Source organism: Lysobacter cavernae (assembly GCF_042648505.1).
Classification (GTDB): domain Bacteria; phylum Pseudomonadota; class Gammaproteobacteria; order Xanthomonadales; family Xanthomonadaceae; genus Lysobacter_L; species Lysobacter_L cavernae.
Map to the genome: position 1 here is coordinate 149,411 of NZ_JBHRXK010000005.1, position 26,478 is coordinate 175,888.

Below are 26,478 nucleotides of genomic sequence, written 5' to 3' on the forward strand. Positions count from 1 at the left end.
GATGCTGGAACCTGAGCAGGTGCGGATCGCGGTCATCGGGCTGGGTTATGTCGGGTTGCCGTTGGCGGTCGAGTTCGGCAGGCGCTACGACACCCGCGGCTACGACATCGACACGCGTCGCATCGAGCAGTTGCGTGCCGGCGAGGACGGCAACCGCGAGACCGGTCCCGACGAAATCGCCACTTCGACCGGTCTGTCGTTTGCCGCATCGCCGGACGAGTTGCGCGACTGCAATGTGTTCGTGGTAACGGTGCCGACCCCGGTCGACGAGCACAAGCGTCCCGATTTCTCGCCACTGGTGCAGGCCAGTCGCACCCTTGGCGGCCTGCTCAAACCGGGCGACACGGTGATCTACGAGTCGACGGTCTACCCCGGCGCCACCGAGGAAATCTGCGTGCCGGAACTGGAGCGCGCCTCGGGCCTGCGCTTCAACGAGGACTTCTTCGTCGGCTACAGCCCGGAGCGGATCAACCCGGGCGATCGCCAGCGGCGTCTGGTCGACATCCCCAAGGTGACCTCCGGCTCGACCCCTGAGGCAGCCGATTTCGTCGATGCGCTGTACCGCAGCATCATCAAGGCCGGCACCCACAAGGCATCGAGCCTGCGCGTGGCCGAGGCCGCCAAGGTCATCGAGAACACCCAGCGCGACGCCAACATCGCCCTGATCAACGAGTTCGCGTTGATCTTCCAGCGCCTGGGCATCGACACCACGGAGGTGCTGGAGGCGGCCGGCAGCAAGTGGAATTTCCTGCCGTTCCGGCCCGGACTGGTTGGCGGCCACTGCATCGGCGTGGACCCGTATTACCTGATCCAGAAGGCGCAGGCGGCCGGCTACTATCCCGACATCCTGCTGGCGTGCCGGCGCATCAACGACGCGATGGGCGAGCACGTCGCCAGCGAGGTGATCAAGCTGATGATCCAGCGCGGTATCGCCGTGGCCGGCTCGCGCATCCTGATCCTGGGCATCACCTTCAAGGAAAACTGCCCGGATCTGCGCAATACACGCGTGGTCGAGCTGGCGCGCGAGTTCGGCCAGTACCGGGCGCGGGTCGACATCCACGATCCGTGGGCCGATGCCGACGAGGCGCGGCGCGAGTACGGCATCGACTTGTTGACCGATACCCCGGCGCGCGGTGATTACGACGCAGTGGTGCTGGCGGTTGCGCACGACGAGTTCCGCAAACTCGGTGCCGACGGCGCGCGTGCGTTCGGCAAGTCGCATGCCTTGCTGTACGACATCAAGAGCCTGTTTCCGCGCGAAGGTGTCGACGCGCGACTCTGAGCGCTGCGGCCGCGCGTATCCTTGCCTCAGCTCCGCTTACGGAACGTCGATGATGCGCTACGCCCTCTATGTCGCCTGCCTGGTCGCCACGCTGGTCTCGATCTGGCTGTGCCTGCACGAGCCCGTCTGGTTGTGGGGCGTGGCGGTGTTCGGTGCGTTGTCCGTCCTCGGTACCTGGGATCTGCTGCAGACGCGCAGCACCTTGCGGCGCAACTACCCGGTGTTGGCGCACTTCCGTTACGGCCTGGAGTCGATCGGCCCGGAGATGCGTCAGTACTTCATCGAGGCCGACACCGCCGAGGTGCCGTTCTCGCGCCAGCAGCGCGCCCTGGTCTACCAGCGCGCCAAGTCGGTCAACGACGTGCGTCCATTCGGTACCCAGCAGGACGTCTACGGCGTCGATTACGAATGGATCAACCATTCGATGCTGCCGGCGCCGCACGGATCGCACGATTTCCGCATCATCATCGGTGCACAGACGGCGCAGCCGTACTCGGCCAGCGTGTTCAACATCTCGGCAATGAGCTTTGGCTCGCTGTCGGCCAATGCGATCCGCGCGCTCAACCACGGCGCCCGGCTTGGCGGCTTCTACCACGACACCGGCGAAGGCTCGATCTCGGCCTACCACCGTGAACACGGCGGCGACCTGGTCTGGGAAATCGGCTCGGGCTACTTCGGTTGCCGCAACGACGATGGCAGCTTCAACGCGGAACGCTTCGCCGCCAATGCGCGCGATCCGCAGGTGAAGATGATCGAGATCAAGCTGTCGCAGGGTGCCAAGCCCGGCCACGGTGGCGTGCTGCCGGCAGCCAAGGTCAGCGCCGAAATCGCTGCGACGCGCGGTGTGCCGATGGGCGTGGATTGCGTATCACCGGCACGACACGGCGCCTTCGATACGCCGCGGGGCCTGCTCGAGTTCGTGGCGCAGCTGCGCGAGTTGTCCGGTGGCAAGCCAGTCGGGTTCAAGCTCGCGATCGGGCATCCGTGGGAATGGTTCGGTATCGCCAAGGCGATGCAGGAGAGCGGGCTGCTGCCGGATTTCATCGTCGTCGACGGTGCCGAAGGCGGTACCGGTGCGTCGCCGGCCGAGTTCATCGATCACGTCGGCGTGCCGATGCACGAGGCCTTGATGCTGGTGCACAACACCCTGGTCGGACTGGAATTGCGCGAGCGCATCCGCATCGGCGCCGCCGGTCGCATCACCAGTGCATTCGACATCGCGCGCACCCTGGCGATGGGCGCTGACTGGTGCAACGCCGCACGCGGCTACATGTTTGCACTGGGCTGTATCCAGGCGCAGAGCTGCCACACCGACCGCTGTCCGACCGGCATCGCGACCCAGGACCCGAGGCGCTGGCAGCACCTTGATGTGCCGGATAAGGCCACGCGCGTGTTCAAGTTCCACGAGAACACGCTCAAGGCCCTGCGCGACCTGTTGTGCGCGGCGGGGTTGGAGCACCCGCAGCAACTGGGGCCCGAGCACATCCTGCGTCGGGTGTCGCCGACCGAGGTGCGCTCGCTGGCGGCGCTGTACAACTTTCTCGCGCCGGGCGACCTGCTCGGCAAGATCCCCGGGCACGCCGTATTTCAGGCCTTCTGGGCCAACGCGCGCAGCGACAGCTTCGCCGCACCGGCGATGGTGCAGTCGATACGGGGCAGCAAGGCGTTCTGAGGCAGTGCCTCAGTCGACCTGTTCGAGTACACGTTCGGGCGGGCGGCCGATCACGGCGCGGTCACGGTGGACGAAACTCGGGCGTTCGATCAAGTGCGGGTTGCGCTGGAGGCGGGTGCGGTTCACCGAGGGCCCCTCGTCTGACGCCGCACCGTCGCAGAAAAGCAAAAAGCCGGCTTGCGCCGGCCTTTGCCTGGATCTGGTGGGCGGTACAAGTTTCGAACTTGTGACCCTCGCCGTGTGAAAGCGATGCTCTACCGCTGAGCTAACCGCCCAAATCCTGTTGGGCCGCAAAGTTTAAGGGGGCAATTCGATTCAGGCAAGCGTGTTCGGTTCAGGCAGCGCTGTGTCGAGCCGGTTCATTCCAGTTGCGAGCGGGCATAGGCCGCATCCAGCGCCTCCATGGCGTCGACCGGCTTCAGCTTGGCGGCCTTTTCGTAGGCCGCCGCCGCTGCGTCCTCCTGCTTGTCGCCGTGCAGCAGCATCAGCACGTTGCCGTGCTCGATATGGGCGATCGGCGAATCCGGGGTCAGCTTGAGCGCGGTCTTGATGTGCTTCTCGGCCTCGGCCGCCTTGGCGCCGTAGGTCAGGCCGCCGATCATGCTGCCGACCTTGCCGATGATCTCGGCGTGGTACAGCGCCATCGCGGTATGGGCCTCGGCGTGCTTGGGGGCCAGTTGCAGCGCAGTGTCGAGCGCGCCGCGCACCTTGCCGGCGATGCCGGCCTTGAGCGCCTTGGCGATGCTCAGGCCCTGGCTGTAACGGCCCAGCGCGAAGGCGTGGCGGTAGTGGCTGTTGGCCTCGTCGGGCAAAGCCTTGACCGCGCCCTCGGCCAGCTTGGCCGCCTGCTCGAAGCGCTTGAGCTTTTCGGCATCGTCGTCGACCAGGTAGGTGGCGTGGATGCCGAGCGCCTTGACCGCGACCGAAGCCCCGACTGGGCCGAGTGCCTCGCCGGCGTCGAACGCGGCCTTGAAGTCGCCGCGGTGGAACGCGCGCCAGGCCTCCTGCAGGTCGGCGGACAGTGTTTCGGCATCGACTCCCTTCGGCGCAGCCTTGCCGGCGGCGGCGATCAGGGCGGCGGCGTGCTTGCCGTCGGGGTAGGGCTCGGTGTCGCCGGCATGCAGTTTCGGCCAGGCTTTCTTCAGGGCTTCGCCGGGATAGGCGTAGCCCTTGGCATCGTGCGGGAATGCGGCCCAGCTGGATTTCGCAGCCATATGCGGTCCTTGTCGGCAGGTCGGAGCCGCAGCATCCCGCCGCAGCTTGGCACTGGCAAGAGGTAGTGTGTTTGCTCGATCGACGGTCGACACAGTGGCCCACGGAAACCGGCCGCCCGGGCCGGTCAGCGGAGCAAACATGGCAGCGGTGAAACGCACATCCCGCGCAGCAAACGGGACCACGCTGCGCCACCTCTGGCTCGCCAGCCTCGGCCTGGCCGTGATGGCGCGGCGCGAGGCCTTGGCCGCGGGCGTTCAGGTCATCGGGCACGCCGATGCCCTGCAGCGCCGCGTGCGCGGCCAGGTCGAACCCAGGGTCGTGCAGTTCAGTGCCGAGGTCGAGGCGCGACTGGCGCCGGTGCTCGAAAAGCTGGGCCTCAAGCCGGCCAAGGCCAAGCGCCCGCAGCGGGTGACGCGCAAGGTCGCCAAGCCGGTCAGGCGGGCCGCGCGCAAGCCCTGAATCTTCATTCCATCGTCAGTGGAAAGGAAACGCAACGCCCCGCGCAAACGGGGCGTTGTCGTTGCGGCGTCGGATCAGTCGAGGTAGGCGCGGGTGAGGGTGTTGAGGTGCACCCGTTCGACGTCGCGCAGGAACGGCGCCAGCAGCATCATCACCTGGACGATGCCGGCTCGGATCGCGGCATGCTCGTCCTTGTCGCCACGCGCGGCGGCGTAGTTGAGCCAGAACGTGGCGATGACCAGGACGTTGGTGGCGGTCGCGGCCAGCTCGTCCTTGGAAGCGCGCATCACCCCGGCCCGCGACAGGCCCTGCATCACCGTGTGGGCCTGCTCGTCGGCGCGCCTGAGGATGCGCGCGAAACGCAGGCGCAGGCGACGGTTGCGGCTGAGGATCTCGACCAGGTCACGGTGCAGGAAGCGGTAATCCCAGATGCACTCGAACACCAGGTGCAACTGCAGCCAGATGTCCTCGAGCCCAGGCAGGCGCCCCTGCGGCGCGGCGAGCGCGACGTCCATGCGCTCTTCGAAGCGCGCGAACAACTGCTCGATGATGTCGTCCTTGTTGCGGAAGTGGTAGTACAGATTGCCGGGGCTGATCTCCAGCTCGTCGGCGATGTGGTTGGTGGTGACGTTGGGCTCGCCCTGCGCGTTGAACATGGTCAACGCGGCATCGAGGATGCGCTGTCGGGTCTGCTTCGCCATGGGTTCAGTTCACCGAACGGCCCGCCGCCCGCGGCTCAGCCGCGCAGCTTCTTGACCAGGTCGATGTACTTCTGCCGGGCTTCGGCCTGGTCGGTGCCCTTGAGCTTGACCCAGGCCTCGTACTTGGCGGTGCCGACAAAATCGAAGAAACCGGGCTTGGCGCCACTGACGTCACCCTCCGCGCCCTGCTTGTAGAGCGCGTACAGACGCAGCAGGGTGTCGTTGTCGGGGCGCTCGGACAGTGACTTGACGTCCTTTGCGGCTTGCTCGAATGCCTGCTGCAAATCAGCGTTACGCAGATCGGACATGGTGGCGCCCCTCCCGGCGGCCAAGATGGTGACGGCATTACCGCACGCGCTGTTGGGGTGGTCAATACGAGGGAATTGTTCGACGGCACCGGCTCTGGCAACGTAGCGGCATACACCGCAGCGGCGGTCGACTCGGATCCAGGGAGAAGGGCATGAGTTATTTCGTCACCGGCGCGACCGGTTTCATCGGCCGCTATCTGGTCAGCAACCTGCTCAAGCGCAAGGGCACTGTTTACGTGCTGGTGCGCAAGGACTCGCACAAGAAGCTCGACGCCATCGCCAAACGGATGGGCTGGGACAGCAAGCGTGTGGTGCTGGTCGACGGCGACATGACCAAGCCCAAGTGCGGCGTCAGCGCCGCCCAGCTGCGTGCCCTCGATGGCAAGGTCAGGCATTTCTTCCACCTGGCCGCGATCTACGACCTGACTGCCAAACCGGAAGCCCAGCGCGCCGCCAACATCGACGGCACCCAGCACGCCCTCGACCTGGCGGCGACGATCAAGGCAGGCACCTTCCACCACACCAGTTCGATCGCCGCCGCCGGCCTGTACCCGGGCGTGTTCCGTGAGGACATGTTTGACGAGGCCGAGGGCCTGGATGATCCCTATCTGCGCACCAAGCACGATTCCGAGGGGCTGGTGCGCAGGGAGAAGCGCCTGAAATGGCGCATTTATCGTCCGGGCATGGTGGTCGGCCATTCGCAGACCGGCGAGATGGACAAGATCGACGGTCCGTACTACTTCTTCACCTTCCTCAAGAAGCTGCGCGAAATGCTGCCGCCATGGATGCCGACGCTCGGCATCGAGGGCGGGCGCATCAACGTGGTGCCGGTCGATTTCGTGGTCGATGCGATGGACCACATCGCCCACAAGCCCAAGCTCGACGGCCATTGCTTCCATCTGACCGATCCCGAGCCGCAGCGCGTCGGCGAGGTGCTCAACACGTTTGCCCGTGCCGGCCATGCGCCGGAGATGACCATGCGCATCGACGCGCGCATGTTCGCCTTCGTGCCCAGCGGCGTGCGTGGCGCGGTCGGTAACCTGCCGCCGGTGCGGCGCTTCATCGGCATGCTGCTGCGCGACTTCAAGATTCCCAAGGAAACCCTGAAGTTCATCACCTATCCCACGCGCTTCGACAACCGCGAGGCCGAGCGCGCCCTGCGCGGCAGCGGCATCAAGGTACCGGCCCTCGACACGTACGCCTGGCGGCTGTGGGACTACTGGGAGCGCCACCTCGACCCGGACCTGTTCGTCGACCGCACACTCAAGGGCAAGGTGCGCAACAAGGTGGTTGTGATCACCGGCGGCTCGTCGGGCATCGGCTTGGCAACGGCGGAGAAGGTGTCCGCGGCCGGCGCGATCACGATCATCGTTGCCCGCGGCGAGGGCGACCTGTTCAAGGCACGTGACGCGATGAATGCCAGCGGCGGCAAGGTCTTCGCCTACACGGCGGACCTGTCCGACATGGCCGACTGCGATCGCCTGGTGAAGCAGATTCTCGACGAACACGGTCACGTTGACATCCTGGTCAACAACGCCGGCCGTTCGATCCGCCGTTCGATCGAACTCAGCTACGACCGCTTCCACGACTTCGAACGCACCATGCAGCTCAACTACTTCGGCAGCCTGCGCCTGATCATGGGCTTCATGCCGAGGATGACCGAGCGCCGCAAGGGCCACATCATCAACATCAGCTCGATCGGCGTGCTGGCCAATTCGCCGCGGTTCTCGGCCTATGTCGCCTCGAAGGCGGCGCTGGATGCGTTCAGCCGTTGCGCGCAGGGCGAGTTGTCGGGCAAGGGCATCAGCTTCACCACGATCAACATGCCGCTGGTGAAGACGCCGATGATCGCGCCGACCAAGATGTACGACAGCGTGCCGACGCTGACCCCGGACGAGGCCGCCGACCTGCTGGTGAAGGGCATCATCGAGCGGCCCAGCCGCATCGCCACGCGCCTGGGCATCTTTGCCTCGGTGGTCAACGCGCTGGCGCCGAAGGCCTACGAGGTGGTGATGAACACCGCGTTCGAGCTGTTCCCGGATTCGGCTGCGGCCAAGGGCGACAAGAAGGCGATCAAGGAAGAGCACGCCAGCAACGAGCAGATCGCCTTTGCCGCGCTGATGCGGGGCGTGCACTGGTAGGCGCAGGCGTCAGGCAGCCCGCGCCCTTTCGCCTGCAAAGCGACGAGCTTTGCGGGCATCACTCAATAGGCCAGTCGCCCAAGCTGGTGTATCGCGCTCAATAACTGCGGCATTGCAGGAACCGCACCGTGCGCCCGCTGCCCGGCGGCGGTTGCAGCTGCAGGCGCGAGACGCGCAGGGAGTCGTAGCTGCCGAGGATGGCGCAGATCGGTTGCACCGGATCGGGGCTGTCGTCGTCGCGCTGGTGCACCAGCAGGGTCGACTGGGTCGACCAGAGCGCGCGTTCGATCCCGGGCAGCGCACCCACCGTGCGGATGACCTCACTGCGCTCGAACTGCTCGCGGTTCGGGTCGGCCGGTGCCGGTGCGGTCAAGGCCGTGTCGGCGACCGAGGGAGCGGCGCTGGGCGGCTGCACAGTCGTCGTGGTCGCCGGCGCGACCGGGGCCTGAGCGTCCGCGTCCTGCAACAGGGGCAGCAGCAGGCCGGCGCCCACGCCGAGCACGACGGCCGCGACCCAGACCAGGCCGGTCTCGCGCATGCTGCGCTTGCGCGCGCTGGCCGTGAGGTCTTCGTGCAGGGAGGGGGGGAGCAGGGGGCTGACCAGCGCCCACAGCCCGCTGCCGTCATAGAGGTCGATTGCGGTCGCGGCCTTGCGTGCCTGCGGCTCGATCCGGCCAGGCGTGGCCAGGATGCCGCCGGCCGCGTTGTGGAAACGCACGGCGTCAGCCAGTTCCAGCACCGTGGCTTGGCCGACGCGGTAGTTCATGCCGCCCTGCTTGCAGGCCAGTAGCCAAGGGCGACCATCGCGAAGCAGGCGCAGCTCGGCCTGCGACCCGCGTTCGACGGTCTGCTCGATGGATTCGGCGGTGTAGCCTTTTGCCTGCAGCGCCTCGATCACCAGACGCGCCAATTCGCGCCAACGCATCGCGGACAGGGCGGCAACGCCGGCCGCGGTCTCGGCCTGGCGCCGGCGGATCAACCACAGGTAGGCCGTGAACAATCCACCCAGCAACACGGTGACGGCGGTCGCGATCAGTACGGAAAAACCAGTCGACATGCACGGCTCGAAGCGTTTTGGGACGGCGACTATACGTCAGCCGTGCCTTCGCTCCCGTGGCATCGATCACGGGCCGAAATCCGCACAGTGGCAACGTGTCGAGTCTTCCGGCACGGGCACGCTCAGCGGCGGAAATCAGGCATAAGAAAGCCCGCCAGTCCGAAACCGTAAGGGGAGGGGAGCATACGGAAGCGCGGACTGGCGGGCTTGTGACGCGCGTGGCACGCGGCCACGCGATGGATCGACTGCTTTGGACCGAGGTACTTTCTGCGGCGTTACGGCGCGGCCGGCGACTTGCGTCGCGCGGTCGATTTGTGTGCGGCCTTCTTGGCAGCAGGCTTCTTCGCCACGGCTGCCCGGGCCGGCGCCTTCTTCGCTGCCGACGGCTTGCCGCCCTGCCTGCGCAGTTCCGTGGTCAGGGCATCAACGCGCCTGCTGAGCTCACCGAGGTCGTCGCGGCCCGGCACGCCGAGCTTGACCAGGGCGCGGTGCACGCGCTCCTCGAACACCTTCTCGAGGCGGTCCCAGGTATCGGCGGCGCGTTCGCGCGCCTGGTCGACCCGGGATTCGACGACGTCGCGCACGGCATCGGCCTGGCCACCGGCGAACTTGCGCGCGGTCTGCTCCAGGCTCAGGCCTTCCTTGACCAGGCCCTCGAACAGCTTGGTGCCCTCGGACTGGGCGCGGGCGAAAGCGCCGACGCCGGCCAGCCAGATCTGCTGGGCCGACTCGCTGAGGGTCTTGGACAGGCGTTCGGCCTGTTGTTGCGGGCTGGGCTTGCCGGCCGGGCGGCTGCCGGTGGCCTTCTTCGCGGTCTTCTTGAACTTGGCCATGCGCTTGCGGATCCGGTTGGGCGGGTATGGGCCACCATCTCCCGCCGGTCTAGAGCTTTCACACCAGCCCCGGGCAGGGGCTGGCAGGTCAGCGTCTGCGGCGACGGGCGACGAGCTGGTCGACATCGTCGAGCGCGCGCTTGAGGCGTGCGGTCGTTTCGGTATCGCGGCTGGGCGGGGTGATGCCGTCGAGGATCGAACGCTGCTCGTCGGCCAGGATCTCATCGCGCAGGCGGATGCCGTGTGCGGCCAGCAGCGGCCGCAGTGTGTCGGCACGGCGGCGCAGGTCGGCCAGGGTGTTGCGGTAGGCGATCTCGCAGATGCGCTGGCGTGCCGAGAAGCTGAAGGCATTGGTGAAGAACAGCTCGCCGTCTTCGGCGTTGGGCTCGAACACCAACTGGTCGATATCCGGGTACTGCTGGCTGTAGCGCGCCAACCCGACCTGCATGCGCGATTGCAGCAGCGTGCGGAAGGTCTGCGACAGCACGGCCGGCAGACCGCCCGCGGCCAGGCTGCGCTCGTGTTCGACGGCGGCGACGCCGCCCTGGTTGAACGGCACCAGTGGGTTGATGCCGATCATCAGATCGATGCCGCGATCGAGCACGGCCGAGGCATTCATCGTGCGGCGCAGCGCACCGTCGACGAAGTGGCGGCCGCGCACCTCGACCGGCGGATACAAGCCGGGCAGCGCGGCGCTGGCCTGTACTGCCTTGGAGATCGGCACGTCGTCCCAGCCTTCACCGCCGAAACGCACCACCGCACCGTTGTCGAGGTCGACCGCGACAACGTACAGCGGCGCGGCCAGGTCGCGGAAGTCATTGCTGCGGCCGCGGCGGGTGAACACTTCGCGCAGGAAGTGCTCGACCTGGGCGTTGTCGAACAGCCCGTTCGGCACCAGACCGCCGAAACGGGTGACCAGGTCCGACCAGCGTGCCTCGCGCGGCGAAAACAGCAGCTCGCGCCACCATTGCGTAGCCAGCCGCGGCAGGCTGGCGGCGCGGCGCAGGTATTCGAAGATCGCCGGGCGCAGGAAGGTCTCGGGCCGGAACTGCACGTCGTCGCTGTCGCCGGTGATGAATATCCGGCACATCTGCGCGGTGTCGATGCGGTTGGCCAGGCCGGCGGCGAGGAAGGCGCCGCTGCTGACGCCGACGTAGCTGTCGAGGCGGGTCAGGTCGAGGCCCTCGAAGGCCTCGTCGAGTGCGCGCAGCGCGCCGAGCTCGTACATGCCGCCGATGGGACCGCCACCGGCAACCGCCAGGCCGATCCGGGCAGGACGGTCGGCGTTCGCGCGTGCCCGTGTCCGGGCGGTGTGGAGTGACAGCATGGAGGCACGTGCCGCGGGGTTCGCCCGAGTGTAGCGGAAAGCTGCCAAGTGCCCTTCGGCCGCGGGCGTGGGCGGTTGCAGCCATCGTGCGCCGCCGTGAATATGGCCGCGATGTCCAGGACGAATGCACGACGCCCCTCCAGCGGCCGCCCCTTGCCGGAGCGGTTGGCCGACCTGTTGGTTCGCCATCAGGCCCTGTACGACCCGACGCAGGAACCACGCAATGACCTGCGCTGGCTGCCCGAGCTGCGGCAGTGGCAGGCACGGCGGCTCGAGGCCAGCTTCGACCGCTTCCTGCGCGATCCGCAGCGGCGCCCGGCGGCGCAGTTCTTTCTCAGCGACGTCTACAACGACCATGACTTCAGCCGCCGCGACGCCGACATCGCCAAGGTGCTGCCGATGATGCAGCGGCTGCTGCCGCAGGCGCTGCTGACGACTGTCGCCGACGCGATCGAGCTGGGCCTGCTGACCCATGCCTTCGATCTGCGCATGGCGCAGGCGCTGCACGAGCTCGCGCCGAAGCGTCGCAAGCTCGATGCGCCGCTGTATGCGCAGGCCTACCGCCGCTGCGGCCTGCCGCGCTTGCGTGCGCACCAGATCGACCTGATCGCGCGGGTCGGCAACGGCCTCGGCCAGGCCTTGCGCCTGCCGGGCGTGGCCACGTTGTTGAAGCTGTCGCGTGGGCCGGCGCGGGTGGCCGGACTGGCCGAGCTGCAGGGCTTCCTCGAACGCGGCTTCGCCGCGTTTGCCAAGCTCGGCGACGTGCGCGGCTTCATCGCCGAGATCGAGGCCGATGAGCGCGACGTCTCGCAGCGCCTGTTCGCAGGCGAGGCCGACCCGTTCCGCGGCCAGATCGCCTGAGCTGGCTCAGGTGAAGCGTTCGTCGAGGACGCGGCGGATCTCGGTTTCGATCGGTCCCTTCAGCGCGCCGAGCAGAAAGCCCAGCTTGGCGGTCACGTGCAGTTGCTGCGGCTCCAGCGCGATGTGGCCGTCGACGCCGCTGCGGGTGAAATTGAGCGTGTCGCCGGCCCAGTCGTAGTCGACGCCGAAGCGCTCGGCCAGCTTCTCGGCAACTTCCTGTACGGCCTTGCGGGCCTGGCCGGGCGCCAGCGAATGCGGGTGGTGGATATCGATGTTCGACATGTGGGATCTCCGGGAGTGACGGTATTGTGCGGGCGTCACCCCCTGCATCCAAGTGTGCGCCACGTGCTAGATTGCGCCCGCGTGGATGCCCTCAGACTGCGATTCCCAAACCGCGAACATGCCGACCTGGTGCTGAGCCCGGGCGTGCATGCGCTTGGCCGCGACGGTCACGGCCGCGTCGCCTTGACCCATGACGCCGACAACGCCGTCGCACAGTTGTGCGTCGATCGCCGCGGGGTCTGGCTGCAGGTGCGCGAAGGCATGCGCGGCCTGCACGTCAACGGTCGCCCTGTCCGGCGCGTGGCGATGCTGCGGATCGGCGACGCGGTCTTCCTCGACGGCATCGAGCTGGTGCTGCTGGCCGCCGAGCCGCTGCCGGCCCCGGCCGACTACGGTTTCTCCGGCGGCAACGACACGCGCATGGTGTTGCGCGGTGTCGGCGGGCCGCACCACGGCCGCAGCTTCACCCTCGATCGCCCGCGCACCGTCGGCCGTGCCGGCGAAAGCGACATCCGCATCAGCGAGTCGGGCTTTGCCGAACGCCATGCCCTGCTGGAGGCCCATGCCGATGGCGTGGTGCTGCGCGACCTGGGCTCGGTCGAGGGCAGCGTGGTCAACGGCCGTCCGGTCCGCCATGCGCTGCTGCAGCCCGGTGACCAGGTCGTGTTCGGCGTGCAGCATCGCTTCGTGATCGAGTCGCCGACGCAACGCAGCGGCCCGGTCGAGGCCACTGCGGTCGTGCATGCGCGCGTGCCGGTGGAGGAATCACCACGGCCGTCGTCGCCCTTGCCGCGCTCGGTGCGGCGCATGCCGTGGCTGCTGTTGGCCGCGCTGCTGCTGGCCGGTGCGCTCAGCCTGCTGCTGTTGTACGGCGCGCGTTGATCGTCCGCAGCCGCTTCCACAAGCGCCAGCCCAACAGCGCCGCGAGCAGGCTTGCGTACAGCAGCGGCTCGCGGATGTCGGATTTGACGATCCACCAGAAGTGCAGCACCGCCAGCACCGCGACCACATAGACCAGTTGGTGCAGACGCGCCCAGTTGTGGCCCAACCGGCGGATTGCCGCCTGGGTCGAGGTGATGGCCAACGGCAGCAACAGCAACCAGGCGGCGAAGCCGACGGTGATATAGGGACGCTTGGCGATTTCCTCGAAAACCTGCGTCCAGTAGCCGCGCAGGTCGAGCACCAGGTAGGCGGTGAAGTGCAAGGTCGCGTAGAAGAACGCGTACAGACCGAGCATGCGACGGAAGCGCAACACGACCGGCTGTCCGCTGAGCTGGCGCAGCGGCGTGATCGCCAGCGTGATCAGCAACAGGCGCAGCGCCCACAGGCCGAGGCGGTGCTCGATCGCCGCAACCGGGTCGGCGCCGAGGCCGCCGCTGCCGGTCAGGAACTCCTCGCGGATCTGCCAGGCCAGGATCGCCGCCGGCGTCAGCGCGAGCAGGTGCACCAGAGTCTTGCTGAGAATCAGGGCCTGCCGGCCGGGGCGCCAGATCGGAATCGCCAACGTCATCGTCAGAACCAGCGCTTGAGGTTCATGCCGGCGTACAGGCCCGCGACCTGCTCGGCATAACCGTTGAAGAGCTGGGTGGGGATGCGCTCGGCGAACAGCTTGCTGCCGGTGCCGGCGATGCGGCGCTCGGTCTTCTGGCTCCAGCGCGGGTGGTCGACACGCGGATTGACGTTGGAGAAGAAGCCGTACTCGCTCGGCTGCGAATCGTTCCAACTGGTGAACGGCATCTTCTCGACGAAGGTGATCGCGACGATTGACTTGATGCTCTTGAAGCCGTACTTCCACGGCACCACCAGCCGCAGCGGCGCGCCGTTCTGCTGCAGCAGCGGCTTGCCGTACAGGCCGGTGGCGAGGATCGTCAACGGGTGCATGGCCTCGTCGATGCGCAGACCCTCGCGGTACGGCCAGTCCAGCGCCCGGTACGACAGGCCGGGCATCTGCTTGCGGTCGGCGAGGGTGGTGAAGGCCACGTACTTCGCCTGCGAGGTTGGTTCGAAGCGCTTGAGCACGTCGGCCAACGGCACGCCCAGCCACGGGATCACCATCGACCAGCCTTCGACGCAGCGCAGCCGGTAGACCCTCTCCTCGGGCGTGAGGCCGTGGAGCAGGTCGTCGAACGAGAGTTTGCCGGGCTTGGCGCAATGGCCGCCGACGGCGACTGTCCATGGGCGCGTGCGCAGGGTGCGGGCCGCGCGCGACGGGTCGGTCTTGCCGGTGCCGAACTCGTAGAAATTGTTGTAGCTGGTGATGTCCTCGAAGCGGGTCAGGGGCTCGTTGGTGTGGAAGCCGGCGCGGGCCTGCTCGGGCGTGACAGCAGTTTGCGGTGGTGCCGGTGGCTCGGCCTCGGCGCAGCCGGGCAGGCCCAACGCGGGGGCGGCGGCGAAGGCGGCGATCAGACGCCGACGCTCGCGGTAGACCGCTTCGTCGGTGATCTGGGTGGCGGGAATCTTGAGTGCGTCGCGCAAGGACATGGCCGGCTCCGGATGGGCGCTGTACCTGAACTATAGAGGCCGTAATCGTGCAAAAAGTTGCGCGGGAAACCATGAACCCGCAGCGTGCTGCGCTGCGGCATACTTGGACTCCGATCTTCCTCTCTCCGGAGCGTTTCATGTCGCGCGCGTTCAACTTCAGTCCCGGTCCCGCGACCTTGCCCGAACCGGTATTGCAGCAGGCGCAGGCGGAGATGCTCGACTGGCACGGCGTGGGCGCCTCGATCGTGGAACTGAGCCACCGCGGCCCCGAGTTCATGCAGGTGGCCCACGAGACCGAAGCCGACCTGCGCACGCTGATGGCGATCCCGGACGACTACGCGGTGTTGTTCCTGCAGGGCGGGGCGACCGTGCAGCAGGCGCTGATCGCCTTGAATTTTGCCGATCCGGGCCAGGCCACCGATTACGTGATCACCGGTCACTGGGGCAAGACCGCACTGAAACAGGTCACGCCGTACGTGCATGCCAACCTGGCCGCCGACGGCGAACCCGGCGGGTTCCGCGACATCCCGGCACGCAACAGCTGGCGGTTGTCCGACGGTGCCGCCTACGTCCACTACACCGCCAACGAGACCATCCACGGCGTCGAGTTCAGGTCGGCGAACGGCTGCGACATTCCCGACGTCGGCGACGTGCCGCTGTTTGCCGACTTCAGCTCATCGATCGCTTCCGAGCCGCTCGACATCTCCAGGTTCGGCGTGATCTACGCCGGTGCGCAGAAGAACCTCGGCCCGGTGGGCGTGACCGTGGTGATCATCCGCCGCGACCTGCTTGAGCGTGCCGGCCAGCCGCGCGCCGGGATCTTCGACTACCGCGCGCACCTCAAGGGCGAGTCGATGCTCAACACGCCACCGACCTGGAACTGGTACCTGCTCGGCCTGACCGTGAAGTGGATGCTGGCCGAAGGCGGCGTGGCCGAATTCGCCCAGCGCAACGCGCGCAAGTCGGCGCTGCTGTACGACACCATCGACACTTCCGGTGGCTTCTACTGCAACGAGGTCGCCACGGCGGCACGCTCGCGCATGAACGTGCCGTTCTTCCTGCACGACAGCGCACTCGATGCGGCGTTTCTGCAGGAAAGCACGGCCGCGGGATTGATCTCGCTCAAGGGGCACCGAGTGCTGGGCGGCATGCGCGCCTCGATCTACAACGCGATGCCGGAGGCGGGCGTGCAGGCGCTGGCGTCCTTCATGCGCGACTTCCAGCAACGGCATGGGTGAGCGGCCGCGGCCGCGAACGCCCGGCCATGGATGGCCGGGTCGGACGATCCGAAGGCGAGGGTGTCTCGCCATGGACGGCAACCAATACCTTCGGAGGCAACGAGACTCGAATGAAAGACAAATCTGAAGTGACAAAGCGGTCAAAGGCCAACAAGGAGCCGGTAGTGAAGAAAGCAGCGGCGAAAAACGTTGCTGCAGGCACGGACAAGAAGGCCAGCCAAACCCAGCTCCCCGCACTCGACCTGGCCATGCTGCGCGATCGAATCGACGGCATCGACCGCCACATCCAGGAGCTGATCGTCGAGCGCGCGCAGTTCGCCAACCAGGTCGGCAAGGCCAAGGGCAAGCTCGCGGCCGCCGTCGACTATTACCGTCCCGAGCGCGAGGCGCAGGTGCTGCGGCGTGTGGTCGACCGCAACGACGGCCCGCTCAACGACGACGTGCTGGTGCGGTTGTTCCGCGAGATCATGTCGGCCTGCCTGGCGCAGCAGGAGCCGCTCAAGATCGGCTTCCTCGGCCCGGAAGGCACGCACTCGCAGCAGGCGGTGTTCAAGCATTTCGGCCACTCCATCCACGGCCTGCCGCTGGGCAGCATCGAGGAGGTGTTCCAGGAAGTGGAAGCCGGCAATGCCGATTTCGGCGTGGTGCCGGTGGAGAACTCCACCCAGGGCACGATCCAGTCGACGCTGGACATGTTCCTGACTTCCAAGTTGAAGATCTGCGGCGAGGTCGAGCTGCGCGTCCATCAGCACCTGTTGTCGCGCAGTGGCCGCATCGAGGACATCGAGCGTGTCTATTCGCACCCGCAGTCGTTCGCGCAGTGCAAGGCCTGGCTGCGCCAGTACCTGCCCAAGGCCGAGAAGATCGCCGTTGCCAGCAACGCCGAGGCCGCGCGTCGTGCGCGCAGTTCGGACGATGCCGCGGCGATTGCCGGCATCAGCGCCGCCAATGTCTACGGCCTGAAGTCCATCGCGGGGCCGATCGAGGACCGCCCGGACAACACCACCCGTTTCCTGGTCATCGGCCGCGAGCTGTTTTCGACTTCGGGCAATGACCGCACCTCGCTGCTGATCTTCATCAAGGACCAGCCCGGTGCGCTGTACCACGTGCTGGCGCCGTTCGCCAAGCACGGTCTGAGCATGAACCGCATCGAGTCGCGCCCAGGTCATACCGGGCTGTGGCAGTACGCCTTCTTCATCGACGTCGGTGGCCACGTGCAGGAAGAGGCCATGCGCCACGCCCTCGACGAACTGGCCGATTACGCGCAGCAAGTGAAGGTGCTGGGTTCCTACCCGGTCGCGATCGCATGAGTGCTGCGGTCGAACGGAGCGATGCCGTGCTGAACGAGTTCGACGAAGCCTGGTTCGCCTCGCGCGCCCAACCGGGCGTGCAGCGCTTGCGCGCCTATGACCCGGGCCACGATCTGGTTGGCTTCCGCAAGCGACTCGGCGAGGCCAACCTGGTCGAACTGGGCTCCAACGAAAACCCGTACGGCCCATCGCCGGCCGCGCGCGAGGCGATCCTCGACCAACTGCACATGCTGCACCGCTACCCCGACCCGCTCGGAGCCGACCTCAAGCGGGCGCTCACGGCTCGCCACGGTGTCGATACCGCGCAGATCCTGCTCGGCAACGGCTCGCACGAGTTGCTGATGCAATTGGCGCAGGTGTTCGCCGGCGCGGGCGACGAGGTCGTGTTCTCGCGTTACGGTTTTGCCGTGTTCGCGCTGGCGACGCAGGCGGCCGGTGCCGACCTGCGCATCGTCGAGGCCTTGCCGCGCGACCACGCCACGATGCCACGCGGCCACGATCTCGAGGCCCTGGCCGCGGCGATCACGGCGAAGACCAAGCTGGTCTACCTGGCCAACCCGAACAACCCGACCGGCAGCTGGTTCGGCCGGGCCGCGTTCCAGGCGTTCATGGCACGAGTGCCGGACGAGGTGATCGTGGTGATGGACGAGGCCTACGCCGAAATGGCCGACGCCGACGATGTCGCCACTGCGCTGCCGTTGCTGGCCGCACATCCCAACCTGGTGTTGACCCGCACCTTCAGCAAGGCCTACGGCCTGGCCGGCCTGCGCGTCGGTTACCTGATCGGTGCGCCGGGCCTGGTCGCGGTGATGGAGCGCCTGCGCGAGAGCTTCAACGTCAACGGTCCGGCGCTGGCGGCGTGCGAGGCGGTGCTTGGCGACGTCTCTCACCTGCAATGGGCCTGCGCGCGCAACAGCGAGCAGCGTGCAGCCCTGACCACCGCCCTGACCGCGCGCGGCCTGCGCGTGTATCCCTCGCAGACCAACTTCGTGCTGGTCGAGTTTGGCGCCCGCACCGCACAGGTCGAGGCCGACCTGGTCGCGCGCGGTGTGGTGTTGCGGCCGATGGGCGGGTATGGCCTGTCCGATTGCCTGCGCATCACCGTCGGTACCGCCGAGGAAAACCGGCGCCTGCTGGCGGCGCTCGACGCGGTGCTGGCATGAGCGCGGCGCAGGACTGGGTCGCCCGTCGCGGGCAGCCCCTGCGCGGGTCACTGCGCGTGCCCGGCGACAAGTCGGTCTCGCACCGTGCAGTGATGCTGGGTGCGTTGGCCGAAGGGACGACGCGGATCAGCGGCTTCCTCGAAGGCGAGGACACTCGCGCCACCGCGCGCGTGTTCGAGCAGCTCGGCGTGCGCATCGAAACACCGAGTGCGAGCGAGCGCATCGTCCACGGTGTCGGCCTGCATGGTTTGAAGGGCAACACGGCGCCACTCGACTGCGGTAATGCTGGCACCGGCATGCGTCTGCTCGCCGGTGTGCTGGCCGGGCAGGCTTTCGACAGCGTGCTGGTCGGCGATGCCTCGCTGTCGAAACGACCGATGCGGCGCGTGACCGAGCCGCTGGAGCAGATGGGCGCGCGGATCGGCTCGGAGGCGGGCGGATTGCCGCCGCTGCGCCTGGCCGGTGGCCGCGCACTGCACGGCATCGATTACACCTTGCCGGTCGCCAGCGCGCAGGTGAAGTCGGCGCTGCTGCTGGCCGGCCTCTACGCGCACGGCGACACCGTGGTGCGCGAACCGCACCCGACCCGCGATTACACCGAGCGCATGCTCGCCGCGTTCGGCTGGCCGATCGAGTTCTCGCCGGGTTTTGCCCGCATCGAAGGCGGGCATCGCCTGCGGGCGACCGACGTGCAGGTGCCGGCGGATTTCTCATCGGCGGCGTTCTTCCTGGTCGCTGCCAGCATCGTGCCGGGCTCGGAACTGCGGCTGCAGGCGGTCGGCATGAACCCGCGCCGCACCGGCCTGCTGACGGCGCTGCGCGCGATGGGCGCCGACATCACCGAGCTGGACCGGCGCGAGCAGGGCGGCGAGCCGGTCGCCGACCTGCTGGTGCGCCATGCGCCCCTGCACGGCATCGAGGTGGGCGGCGAGCTGGTGCCGGACATGATCGACGAGTTCCCGGCCTTGTTCGTCGCGGCGGCCTGCGCCCAGGGCGACACCGTGATCCGCGACGCGGCCGAGCTGCGGGTCAAGGAGTCGGACCGGATCGCGACCATGGCGCAGGGCCTGCGCACGCTGGGCATCGCGATCGAGGAAACCGCCGACGGTGCGGTGATCAGTGGCGGCCGCCTGCGCGGTGGTGCGGTGGACAGCCACGGCGATCACCGCATCGCGATGAGCTTCGCGATGGCGGCGCAACGGGCCGAGGGCGAGGTGCGCATCGGCGATGTGGCCAACGTGGCCACCTCATTCCCGGGCTTCGAGAGCCTGGCGCGTCAGGCCGGACTGCAGCTCGACGCTGCCTGATCCATGGCGACCCGGCGCGGAGGCTCAGCGCCGGGCGTCGAAGCTGATCGGCACCATGACGGTGCCTGTTGTCGGCTGGCCGTTGGCCAGCGCCGGGCGGAAGCGCCAGCGCCGGACCGCGTCGACGGCGGCCCGGTCGAGCTGGCGCGAGCCGCTGCCGGTGGCGACGCTGACCGACGTCGGCGTGCCGTCGGCGCCGATCTGCGCACGCACCATGACCGTGCCGCTCTCGCCACGACGCAGCGCCTGCGTGGGATAGCGCGGGGCGGGCGTCTGCCCGGCGATCGGTTCCGGACGCGACACGGCGACCGGGGCCGGTGGTGCGACCGGCTTCATCGCGGCAGGCGGCGGTGGCGGTGTGGTCTCGACCAACCGCGGCTGGTCGTCGCCGTCGCCGGCAGTGGGTGAGGGCGCCTTGCCCATGCTGCTGGCGTTGTCGTCACGAGCGGCCGGCAGCGGCGCCGGCAACGGCGCGTAGTCCGGCCCCGTCGCGGTCGGAAGCGAACCGCGGGCACGATCGGGACCGGCATCGCGCCCGCGCGACAGCACCAGTGCAAACAGCAGCAACCCGCCGACGAAGGCCAGCAGCACCCACAGCAGCGAGCGCCGCCCTGGCATCCAGGCCATCAAATCCGGGGGCGAACGGTGCGGAGCGGACGCAGGTGTGGACATGGTCTATTCGCTGAGGGGGATGCCCCGATTCTGCCCAGAACCGGGTTAATGATTCGGCAACCGGTCGCTCTTGGGCGGCGTAACACGCGATAATCGCGGCCTCTGTCGCCTCGACCAGCACTCCGACACCCCGCCATGCTCGATCCGAACCTGCTGCGCCATAATCCCGCCGAACTCGCCACGCGCCTGCGCGAAACCCGTGGTTACGAACTCGACGCGAGCACGCTGGAGTCGCTGGAAAGCGAGCGCAAGCAGATCCAGGTCCGCACCCAGGAGCTGCAGAACCTGCGCAACACGCGCTCCAAGGCGATCGGCCAGGCCAAGGCCAAGGGCGAGGACGTCAGCGCGCTGATGGCCGAGGTCACCGGTTTTGGCGACGAGCTCAAGGCCAGCGAGGTGCGCCTGGAGACCATCCGTGGCGAGATCGAGGCAATCGCACTGGGCCTGCCCAATCTGCCGCACGAGTCGGTGCCGCCCGGCGATGACGAGGCGCACAACGTCGAACAGCACCGCTGGGGCACGCCGCGCGTGTTCGATTTCGCGGTCAAGGACCACGTCGAACTCGGCGCGCGCAACGGCTGGCTCGACGGCGACACCGCGGCCAAGCTCAGCGGCGCGCGTTTCACCGTGCTGCGTGGGCAATTGGCGCGCCTGCACCGTGCACTCGCGCAGTTCATGCTCGACCTGCACACCGACGAGCACGGCTACCAGGAAACCAATGTGCCGCTGCTGGTCAATGCCGACAGCATGCGTGGCACCGGGCAGTTGCCGAAGTTCGAGGAAGACCTGTTCGCCACTGCAGTCGGCGACGGCGAGACCGCGCACAAGCGCTACCTCATTCCGACTTCCGAAGTCCCGCTGACCAACATCGTCCGCGACGAGATCGTCGAAGACGCCGCGCTGCCGCTGCGCATGACCGCGCACTCGATGTGCTTCCGCGCCGAGGCCGGCAGCCACGGTCGCGACACCCGCGGCATGATCCGCCAGCACCAGTTCGAGAAGGTCGAGCTGGTCACGATCGCGCGCCCCGACGAGAGCTACGCCGAGCACGACCGCATGACCCGCTGCGCCGAAGTCGTGCTGGAGAAGCTCGGCCTGCCGTACCGCCGCATGCTGCTGTGCACCGGTGACATGGGCTTTGCCGCGACCAAGACCTTCGACCTGGAAGTCTGGCTGCCGTCGCAGGACACCTACCGCGAGATCTCCTCGTGCTCGAACTGCGAGGCGTTCCAGGCCCGGCGCATGCAGGCGCGCTGGCGCAACCCGGCCACTGGCAAGCCGGAGCTGGTGCACACGCTCAACGGCTCCGGCGTCGCGGTCGGCCGTGCGTTGATCGCGGTGATGGAGAACTACCAGAGCGCCGACGGCTCGATCACCGTGCCCGAGGTATTGCGCCCGTACATGGGCGGCCTGGATCGCATCGAGTAAGGCGTGCCGCTGCTCGCCAAACCGACGAAAAAAACGGGCCCGCATTGCGGGCCCGTTGCGTTACCGGTGAGGGGGAGGAGGGCGCCGGGTCGCCTGGCTCAGGCCGCTTTGCGCAGCGGCTGGCCGATCGCGGCGTGCGCAGCCGCCAGGGCGTCGGCGCGGTGCTGCGGCGAGTAGGCCACGCCTTCGGCGCGCACGATCTCGACGTCGTGAACCCCCAGGAAGCCGAACACCTGGCGCAGATAGGCCTCCTGGAAGTCCGCCGGGTTGCCGTCGCCGTACTGGCCGCCGCGGCCGCTGGCCACGATCACGCGCTTGCCGCCGGCCAGCCCTTGCTGCACGCCTTCGGCGGTGTAGCGGAACGTCCGCCCGGAGATCGCGATGCGGTCGATCCAGGCCTTCAGCGTCGAGGGAATGCTGAAGTTGTAAAACGGCGCACCGATCACCACTACATCGGCAGCGAGGAACTGCTGCAGCACGCGCTCGGCGGCCGCGGCTTCGATCGGGTCGGCCTTGGCCAGCGAGCGGCCGGTCAGGTGCGGGACCGGGTCGACATCGAGGTCGCGGTATTCGACGCGCAGCTCCGGCAGGGCTTCCTGCCAGCGTGTCACTATCGCGGCGCTGAGTTCGCGGGTGACCGAGTTTGCGCCGAGGGCGCTGGAATCCAGGTGCAGGAGCTTCATGGCGGGCCTCTTGGGCGTAGGCGGCACGGCGCCGCGTTGGAGCCCAATCTAGATCGTTGCCATATCGGGATAAAGCTGGTCAAATATCACTGATTGTTCCAAATTTGGAATTGCTGCCATGCACGACCTCAACGACCTCTATTACTTCGCCATGGTGGTCGACCACGGTGGATTCGCCGCGGCCGAGCGCGCACTGGGCATTCCCAAGTCGCGCCTGAGCCGGCGCATCAGCCAGCTCGAGACCGACCTGGGCGTGCGCCTGCTGCAGCGCTCGACCCGCCGCTTCGCGGTGACCGACGTCGGCAACAGCGTCTACCGCCATGCGCAGTCGATGCTGGCCGAGGCGCAGGCCGCGCACGAGGTGGTCGACCGGCTCAGCGCCGAGCCGCGCGGGCTGATCCGGGTCAGTGTGCCGGTCGGCGTGGCCCAGCAGCAGATGCCGCTGCTGCTGCCCGAGTTCCTGGCCCGTTACCCGCAGGTGCGGGTGCAGCTGCATGTGAGCAACCGCCGCGTCGACATCATCAACGAAGGCATCGACGTCGCCATGCGCGTGCGTTCCAAGCTCGACGACGACGGCAGCCTGGTGATGCGCAGCTTCGGCCAGATCCAGGAGCTGCTGGTGGCCAGTCCGGACTACCTGCGCCGCATGGGCCGGCCGAAGAACCCCGACGAACTGGGCGACCACGTCACCATGAGCATGAGCGAGGAGGAGTCGCGCCAGCGCTGGGAGCTGCACGGCCCGGACGGCGACGTGCGTCGCGTCGAACTCAAGCCACGCGTGATGGGCTTCGACTTCCCGATGCTGATGGCGCTGGCCAAGCAGGGCGTGGGCATCACCCTGCTGCCAGAGACGATCTGCGCCGACGCCGTGCGCCGCGGCGAACTGGAGGTCGTATTGCCGCAATGGCGGCTGCCGCAGGGCATCTTCCATGCCGTGTTCGCCTCGCGCCGCGGCCTGTTGCCGGCAGTGCGCGTGTTCATCGACTTCATCGCCGAGAAGGCACCGGCCCTGGTCGAGTCGGCGCGGCTGCAGTGCAGCGAGATCAAGGGCATGCCGTGCCCGGACGGTGCCGAGAAAATTCCGCCGCTGAACATCCCGCCGCCGCGCATCGTCACGCAGGCATGAGAGAATGCGCCGCCGCGTCAGCGCGGTCGCGCATCCATCACGGAGAGATGGCCGAGCGGTTTAAGGCACCGGTCTTGAAAACCGGCGAAGGGTCAAACCTTCCGTGGGTTCGAATCCCACTCTCTCCGCCATTTCGTGGCTGCGCTCGCGCGATTACCGGCCTCGGCAGCAAGCGGGGCGCTTGCATGGGGCGCGATCTGACGGCCCGCAATCACCGCGCTCACCGAATGGTCTCCGTCAATCGACTCAAGCAAAAAGCCCGCTATGTGCGGGCTTTTTGCTTTCAGGCTGAGGTCAGGTCGAAGATCAACGGTCAGCGAACAGGGCGTTGATCGCGGAATAGCCGATGGGACTTTCATCCGCCGGGGCGCGGCCATCGCGCAGGAACGCGGTGGCGAGGCGCTGGGTGTAGGCGAGCCCCGACTCGGCCAGGCCCGAGCCCGCGCTCAGGCGACGCACGCCCAGCGACTTCAGTTCGTCGGGGCCGGGCAGGTTGGGGCGCAGCATCACGTTGAGTGGCAGGCGGGCTTGCGACGCGACGGCCGCGATCTCCGCACCATCGCTGATGCCCGGAACGAACAAGCCATCGGCACCGGCCTCGCGGTAGCGCGCGGCGCGGGCTAGGGTGACCTCGACGCGCTCGCCGGGCGGTGCCAGGCCACGCAGGTAGACGTCGGTGCGGGCGTTGACGAATACGTCGGTGCCACGCTGCGCGCAGGCGCGCTTGATCTGCTCGATCTTGGCGCAGAGCAGCGCCGGATCGCCGCCGCCGTCCTCGAGGTTGATGCCGGCCACGCCGGCTTCGGCGAGGTCAGCGACGGTCGCGGCGACGACGGTGGGATCGTCGGAATAACCGCCCTCGACATCGATGCTGAGCGGCACCCGGATCACACGCAGGATGTCGGCGACGGTGGCGGTCAGTCGCGACACCGGCAACTGGTCACCGTCGGCATAGCCGTGCGCCCAGGCCATGCCGGCGCTGGTGGTGGCGATGGCCGGCGCGCCCAGGCTCTCGATCAGGCGCGCGCTGCCGGCGTCCCAGGCGTTGGCGAGCAACAACAGGCCATCGGTATGCAATTGGCGGAAAAAGTCGACGTGGGTGCTCATGCAAGCCTCAGGGAAGTCGTTGCCACATGCTGACAGAAGCCGGGGCATGCGGCTCGCTGTTTTCGGACATCCATGTTTTCGGACGTCTGCATATTCGGACGTCTATCGGCGTGAACCGGCCACGGGCTTCGCTGACTGCGGTGCTGCCGCATCCCAGCGCCGCAACGCCTGCTCGACCGCAGACACGCCGCGCGCTGCGGCGTCGGCGTCGATCTGCGCCACGGTATCGCGCTCGCTGTGGATCACCTGCATGACTTTGGGCGGCGCGGCGAGTTTCTTGCCGGCGTAGGCGTCGAGGATCAACTTGATCTCGTCGCCGCCGACCAGCGAGTACGACACCGCCGGCCAGCCGGCCTTGAGGAAAGCGAGGTGATCGGTCGGTGGATAGTGCTCACCGGACGAGAAGCCCAGTTGCGCCGCATGCGCGCTTGTTTGGCTGGCCTGGGCGAGGGCCTGGCCGGCTTCGGGCGCCATCATCCACAGCGTGTCGCCCCAACCGAACACGTCGAAGTTGACGTACAACGCGGGTTGGGTGCCGCCGTCGGCGACATAGGCCTTGGCGCCGAGCAGGCCGCGCTCCTCCAGGTCCCAGAACGCGATCGCGATGCGGTGGTGCTGCAGCGGCTGCTGTTTGAGGCGTTGTGCCAGTGCCAGCACGGTTGCGCTGCCCGAAGCGTTGTCGGTAGCGCCGTTGCCTTTCTCGACGCGGTCGGAGTGCGCGCCGAGCAGCAGCAACGGTGCGCCGGCCGGACCGCCGAGATCGGCGAGCAGGTTCTCGCCCCGCTGTCCGTTGATCTCGAATGGCGCCTTGCGCCAGGCGATGCCGAGCGTGTCGAGGCGTTGGCTGATGGCGGCGCGGCGCTGGGCGTTTTCGCCTGCGTTCGCAATCGAGCGGACATCGGCGAGCCAGGTGCTGGCCGCCGGGGCGGCCGCCCCGGACGCGGGCTGGTTGCGCACCGCGTGTGGCGCCTGCGAACAAGCGGCGAGCAGCAGGGTGGAGAGGGCTAGGGCGCAGGGCAGGCTATGGCGCATGGCGACTTCCTTGAAAGTAGCGCGCAGTGTGCACCAGGCCGGCTTCGCCGGCAGGGCCAGCGGGCCGCAGGTTGCGCGCTCTCCGGGGGCCGCGTAGCCTCGCGGAATGGGGCATTGATCACGGGGGAAAGGGATGACCATCCGGGTTTTCATCGTGGACGACCATGCGCTGGTAAGGACCGGCATGCGCATGATCCTGTCGGCCGAGACCGACATCGTGGTGGTCGGCGACGCCGAAAGCGGCGAGCTGGCGTTGCCGCAGATCCGCAAGCTCACGCCTGACGTCGTGCTGTGCGACCTGCACCTGCCGGGCGTCAGCGGACTGGAGGTGACCGAACGCATCGTCAAAGGCGATCACGGCACGCGGGTGATCATCGTGTCGGTGCTGGAGGACGGGCCGTTGCCCAAGCGCCTGCTCGAAGCCGGCGCCTCCGGCTATGTCGGCAAGGGTGGTGACGCCGCCGAGTTGCTGCGCGCGGTGCGCGACGTGTCCCGCGGCAAACGCTACCTCGCCAGCGGCATTGCCCAGAACCTGGCGTTGGCCGGCATCGGCGGCAGTGCTTCGCCGTTCGACGAGCTGTCCCCACGCGAGGTGGAGGTTGCGCTGCTGCTGGTGCAGGGCCTGCGCCAGGAAGACATCGCCAAGCGACTCAACCTCAGCGCCAAGACCGTCAACACCCACAAGACACGGCTGTTCGAGAAGCTTGGCATCACCGACAGCATCGCGCTCGCGCGCCTGGCCAGCCAGTACGGCCTGGTCGATCCGGCCCACGCGCTGTAAGCCCTGAAACAA

Annotated in this window: 26 protein-coding genes and 2 tRNA genes; 14 read left to right on the top strand and 14 right to left on the bottom strand. The window is 67.8% G+C overall.

Translation table 11 applies throughout. From position 1 onward, the window contains the following. Position 1 precedes the first annotated feature (1 nt). Positions 2 to 1,282 (top strand): nucleotide sugar dehydrogenase, encoded by a 1,281-nt coding sequence (locus ACFOLC_RS12375; RefSeq protein ID WP_386759560.1) that lies wholly within the window; start codon positions 2 to 4, stop codon positions 1,280 to 1,282. A gap of 106 nt (positions 1,283 to 1,388) precedes the next feature. Beyond that, positions 1,389 to 2,954, top strand: a complete 1,566-nt coding sequence (locus ACFOLC_RS12380; RefSeq protein WP_386759616.1) for an FMN-binding glutamate synthase family protein — start codon at positions 1,389 to 1,391, stop codon at positions 2,952 to 2,954. A 200-nt stretch (positions 2,955 to 3,154) separates the two neighbouring features. On the opposite strand, the gene ACFOLC_RS12385 is transcribed toward ACFOLC_RS12380, so the two are convergent. Together ACFOLC_RS12385 and ACFOLC_RS12390 are read right to left on the bottom strand one after the other, a co-directional pair. Then, positions 3,155 to 3,229 (bottom strand) — tRNA-Val (locus ACFOLC_RS12385). A gap of 84 nt (positions 3,230 to 3,313) precedes the next feature. After that, positions 3,314 to 4,168, bottom strand: coding sequence for a hypothetical protein (locus tag ACFOLC_RS12390; protein WP_386759561.1), 855 nt, complete (start codon positions 4,166 to 4,168; stop codon positions 3,314 to 3,316). A 148-nt stretch (positions 4,169 to 4,316) separates the two neighbouring features. Between ACFOLC_RS12390 and ACFOLC_RS12395 the strand changes: the two genes are divergently transcribed. Continuing rightward, complete coding sequence (locus tag ACFOLC_RS12395; protein WP_386759562.1) at positions 4,317 to 4,628, top strand: hypothetical protein; 312 nt, start codon at positions 4,317 to 4,319, stop codon at positions 4,626 to 4,628. Between the two features lie 74 nt (positions 4,629 to 4,702). Here the strand turns inward: ACFOLC_RS12395 and ACFOLC_RS12400 are convergent, their stop codons facing one another. After that, a complete protein-coding gene (locus tag ACFOLC_RS12400; RefSeq protein WP_386759563.1) occupies positions 4,703 to 5,329 on the bottom strand; it encodes a TetR/AcrR family transcriptional regulator in 627 nt (208 codons plus the stop codon). 35 nt (positions 5,330 to 5,364) lie between these two features. Next, on the bottom strand, positions 5,365 to 5,637 hold the full coding sequence (locus ACFOLC_RS12405) for an acyl-CoA-binding protein (protein ID WP_386759564.1): 273 nt from the start codon (positions 5,635 to 5,637) through the stop codon (positions 5,365 to 5,367). 152 nt (positions 5,638 to 5,789) lie between these two features. Between ACFOLC_RS12405 and ACFOLC_RS12410 the strand changes: the two genes are divergently transcribed. Beyond that, the gene (locus ACFOLC_RS12410) at positions 5,790 to 7,778 is read left to right on the top strand and encodes an SDR family oxidoreductase (protein WP_386759565.1); all 1,989 of its coding nucleotides are present in this window, start codon (positions 5,790 to 5,792) and stop codon (positions 7,776 to 7,778) included. A gap of 97 nt (positions 7,779 to 7,875) precedes the next feature. Here the strand turns inward: ACFOLC_RS12410 and ACFOLC_RS12415 are convergent, their stop codons facing one another. The 3 genes from ACFOLC_RS12415 to ACFOLC_RS12425 all read right to left on the bottom strand — a co-directional run bounded on the left by ACFOLC_RS12415 (position 7,876) and on the right by ACFOLC_RS12425 (position 10,995). Next, the gene (locus ACFOLC_RS12415; RefSeq protein WP_386759566.1) at positions 7,876 to 8,835 is read right to left on the bottom strand and encodes a restriction endonuclease; all 960 of its coding nucleotides are present in this window, start codon (positions 8,833 to 8,835) and stop codon (positions 7,876 to 7,878) included. Between the two features lie 275 nt (positions 8,836 to 9,110). Then, on the bottom strand, positions 9,111 to 9,668 hold the full coding sequence (locus tag ACFOLC_RS12420) for a phasin family protein (protein WP_386759567.1): 558 nt from the start codon (positions 9,666 to 9,668) through the stop codon (positions 9,111 to 9,113). A gap of 88 nt (positions 9,669 to 9,756) precedes the next feature. Beyond that, positions 9,757 to 10,995, bottom strand: coding sequence for a patatin-like phospholipase family protein (locus tag ACFOLC_RS12425; RefSeq protein ID WP_386759568.1), 1,239 nt, complete (start codon positions 10,993 to 10,995; stop codon positions 9,757 to 9,759). Between the two features lie 111 nt (positions 10,996 to 11,106). Here ACFOLC_RS12425 and ACFOLC_RS12430 point away from each other — a divergent pair, with 111 nt between their 5' ends. Continuing rightward, on the top strand, positions 11,107 to 11,856 hold the full coding sequence (locus tag ACFOLC_RS12430; protein WP_386759569.1) for an FFLEELY motif protein: 750 nt from the start codon (positions 11,107 to 11,109) through the stop codon (positions 11,854 to 11,856). 6 nt (positions 11,857 to 11,862) lie between these two features. Here ACFOLC_RS12430 and ACFOLC_RS12435 read toward each other — a convergent pair whose 3' ends face one another. Beyond that, positions 11,863 to 12,138, bottom strand: coding sequence for a polyhydroxyalkanoic acid system family protein (locus ACFOLC_RS12435; protein ID WP_386759570.1), 276 nt, complete (start codon positions 12,136 to 12,138; stop codon positions 11,863 to 11,865). A gap of 81 nt (positions 12,139 to 12,219) precedes the next feature. Here ACFOLC_RS12435 and ACFOLC_RS12440 point away from each other — a divergent pair, with 81 nt between their 5' ends. Then, a complete protein-coding gene (locus ACFOLC_RS12440; protein WP_386759571.1) occupies positions 12,220 to 13,020 on the top strand; it encodes an FHA domain-containing protein in 801 nt (266 codons plus the stop codon). On the opposite strand, the gene msrQ is transcribed toward ACFOLC_RS12440, so the two are convergent. Then, positions 12,989 to 13,648, bottom strand: coding sequence for a protein-methionine-sulfoxide reductase heme-binding subunit MsrQ (msrQ, locus tag ACFOLC_RS12445; protein WP_386759572.1), 660 nt, complete (start codon positions 13,646 to 13,648; stop codon positions 12,989 to 12,991). The two genes, ACFOLC_RS12440 and msrQ, sit on opposite strands and share 32 nt — an antisense overlap. A 2-nt stretch (positions 13,649 to 13,650) precedes the next feature. After that, positions 13,651 to 14,619: a protein-methionine-sulfoxide reductase catalytic subunit MsrP gene (msrP, locus tag ACFOLC_RS12450; protein ID WP_386759573.1), complete on the bottom strand. Its 969-nt coding sequence runs from the start codon at positions 14,617 to 14,619 to the stop codon at positions 13,651 to 13,653. Positions 14,620 to 14,756: 137 nt separating this feature from the next. On the opposite strand from msrP, the gene serC reads away from it, so the two are divergent. The 4 genes from serC (at position 14,757) to aroA (ending at position 19,637) form a co-directional block, all read left to right on the top strand. After that, a complete protein-coding gene (gene serC, locus ACFOLC_RS12455) occupies positions 14,757 to 15,857 on the top strand; it encodes a 3-phosphoserine/phosphohydroxythreonine transaminase (protein ID WP_386759574.1) in 1,101 nt (366 codons plus the stop codon). A 110-nt stretch (positions 15,858 to 15,967) separates the two neighbouring features. Further along, the gene (gene pheA / locus ACFOLC_RS12460) at positions 15,968 to 17,167 is read left to right on the top strand and encodes a prephenate dehydratase (RefSeq protein ID WP_386759575.1); all 1,200 of its coding nucleotides are present in this window, start codon (positions 15,968 to 15,970) and stop codon (positions 17,165 to 17,167) included. Further along, positions 17,164 to 18,330, top strand: a complete 1,167-nt coding sequence (hisC, locus tag ACFOLC_RS12465; RefSeq protein ID WP_386759576.1) for a histidinol-phosphate transaminase — start codon at positions 17,164 to 17,166, stop codon at positions 18,328 to 18,330. The genes pheA and hisC overlap by 4 nt, the downstream gene beginning before the upstream one ends. After that, positions 18,327 to 19,637, top strand: a complete 1,311-nt coding sequence (gene aroA, locus ACFOLC_RS12470) for a 3-phosphoshikimate 1-carboxyvinyltransferase (RefSeq protein ID WP_386759577.1) — start codon at positions 18,327 to 18,329, stop codon at positions 19,635 to 19,637. Before hisC ends, aroA begins: the two co-directional genes overlap by 4 nt. A 24-nt stretch (positions 19,638 to 19,661) precedes the next feature. Here aroA and ACFOLC_RS12475 read toward each other — a convergent pair whose 3' ends face one another. Continuing rightward, the gene (locus ACFOLC_RS12475) at positions 19,662 to 20,264 is read right to left on the bottom strand and encodes an energy transducer TonB (protein WP_386759578.1); all 603 of its coding nucleotides are present in this window, start codon (positions 20,262 to 20,264) and stop codon (positions 19,662 to 19,664) included. A gap of 180 nt (positions 20,265 to 20,444) precedes the next feature. On the opposite strand from ACFOLC_RS12475, the gene serS reads away from it, so the two are divergent. After that, the gene (serS, locus tag ACFOLC_RS12480) at positions 20,445 to 21,737 is read left to right on the top strand and encodes a serine--tRNA ligase (protein ID WP_386759579.1); all 1,293 of its coding nucleotides are present in this window, start codon (positions 20,445 to 20,447) and stop codon (positions 21,735 to 21,737) included. Positions 21,738 to 21,835: 98 nt separating this feature from the next. Here the strand turns inward: serS and ACFOLC_RS12485 are convergent, their stop codons facing one another. Then, entirely contained in the window at positions 21,836 to 22,420 is a 585-nt protein-coding gene (locus ACFOLC_RS12485; RefSeq protein WP_386759580.1) for an FMN-dependent NADH-azoreductase, read from the bottom strand. A gap of 118 nt (positions 22,421 to 22,538) precedes the next feature. On the opposite strand from ACFOLC_RS12485, the gene ACFOLC_RS12490 reads away from it, so the two are divergent. Both ACFOLC_RS12490 and ACFOLC_RS12495 read left to right on the top strand, forming a co-directional pair. Beyond that, complete coding sequence (locus tag ACFOLC_RS12490; protein ID WP_386759581.1) at positions 22,539 to 23,546, top strand: LysR family transcriptional regulator; 1,008 nt, start codon at positions 22,539 to 22,541, stop codon at positions 23,544 to 23,546. Between the two features lie 41 nt (positions 23,547 to 23,587). Beyond that, a tRNA-Ser gene (locus tag ACFOLC_RS12495) sits at positions 23,588 to 23,677 on the top strand. 175 nt (positions 23,678 to 23,852) lie between these two features. On the opposite strand, the gene ACFOLC_RS12500 is transcribed toward ACFOLC_RS12495, so the two are convergent. After that, positions 23,853 to 24,653, bottom strand: a complete 801-nt coding sequence (locus tag ACFOLC_RS12500; protein WP_386759582.1) for an isocitrate lyase/PEP mutase family protein — start codon at positions 24,651 to 24,653, stop codon at positions 23,853 to 23,855. A 102-nt stretch (positions 24,654 to 24,755) separates the two neighbouring features. Further along, the gene (locus tag ACFOLC_RS12505; RefSeq protein ID WP_386759583.1) at positions 24,756 to 25,685 is read right to left on the bottom strand and encodes a M28 family metallopeptidase; all 930 of its coding nucleotides are present in this window, start codon (positions 25,683 to 25,685) and stop codon (positions 24,756 to 24,758) included. Positions 25,686 to 25,818: 133 nt separating this feature from the next. On the opposite strand from ACFOLC_RS12505, the gene ACFOLC_RS12510 reads away from it, so the two are divergent. Beyond that, on the top strand, positions 25,819 to 26,466 hold the full coding sequence (locus ACFOLC_RS12510) for a response regulator (protein ID WP_386759584.1): 648 nt from the start codon (positions 25,819 to 25,821) through the stop codon (positions 26,464 to 26,466). Positions 26,467 to 26,478 lie beyond the last annotated feature (12 nt).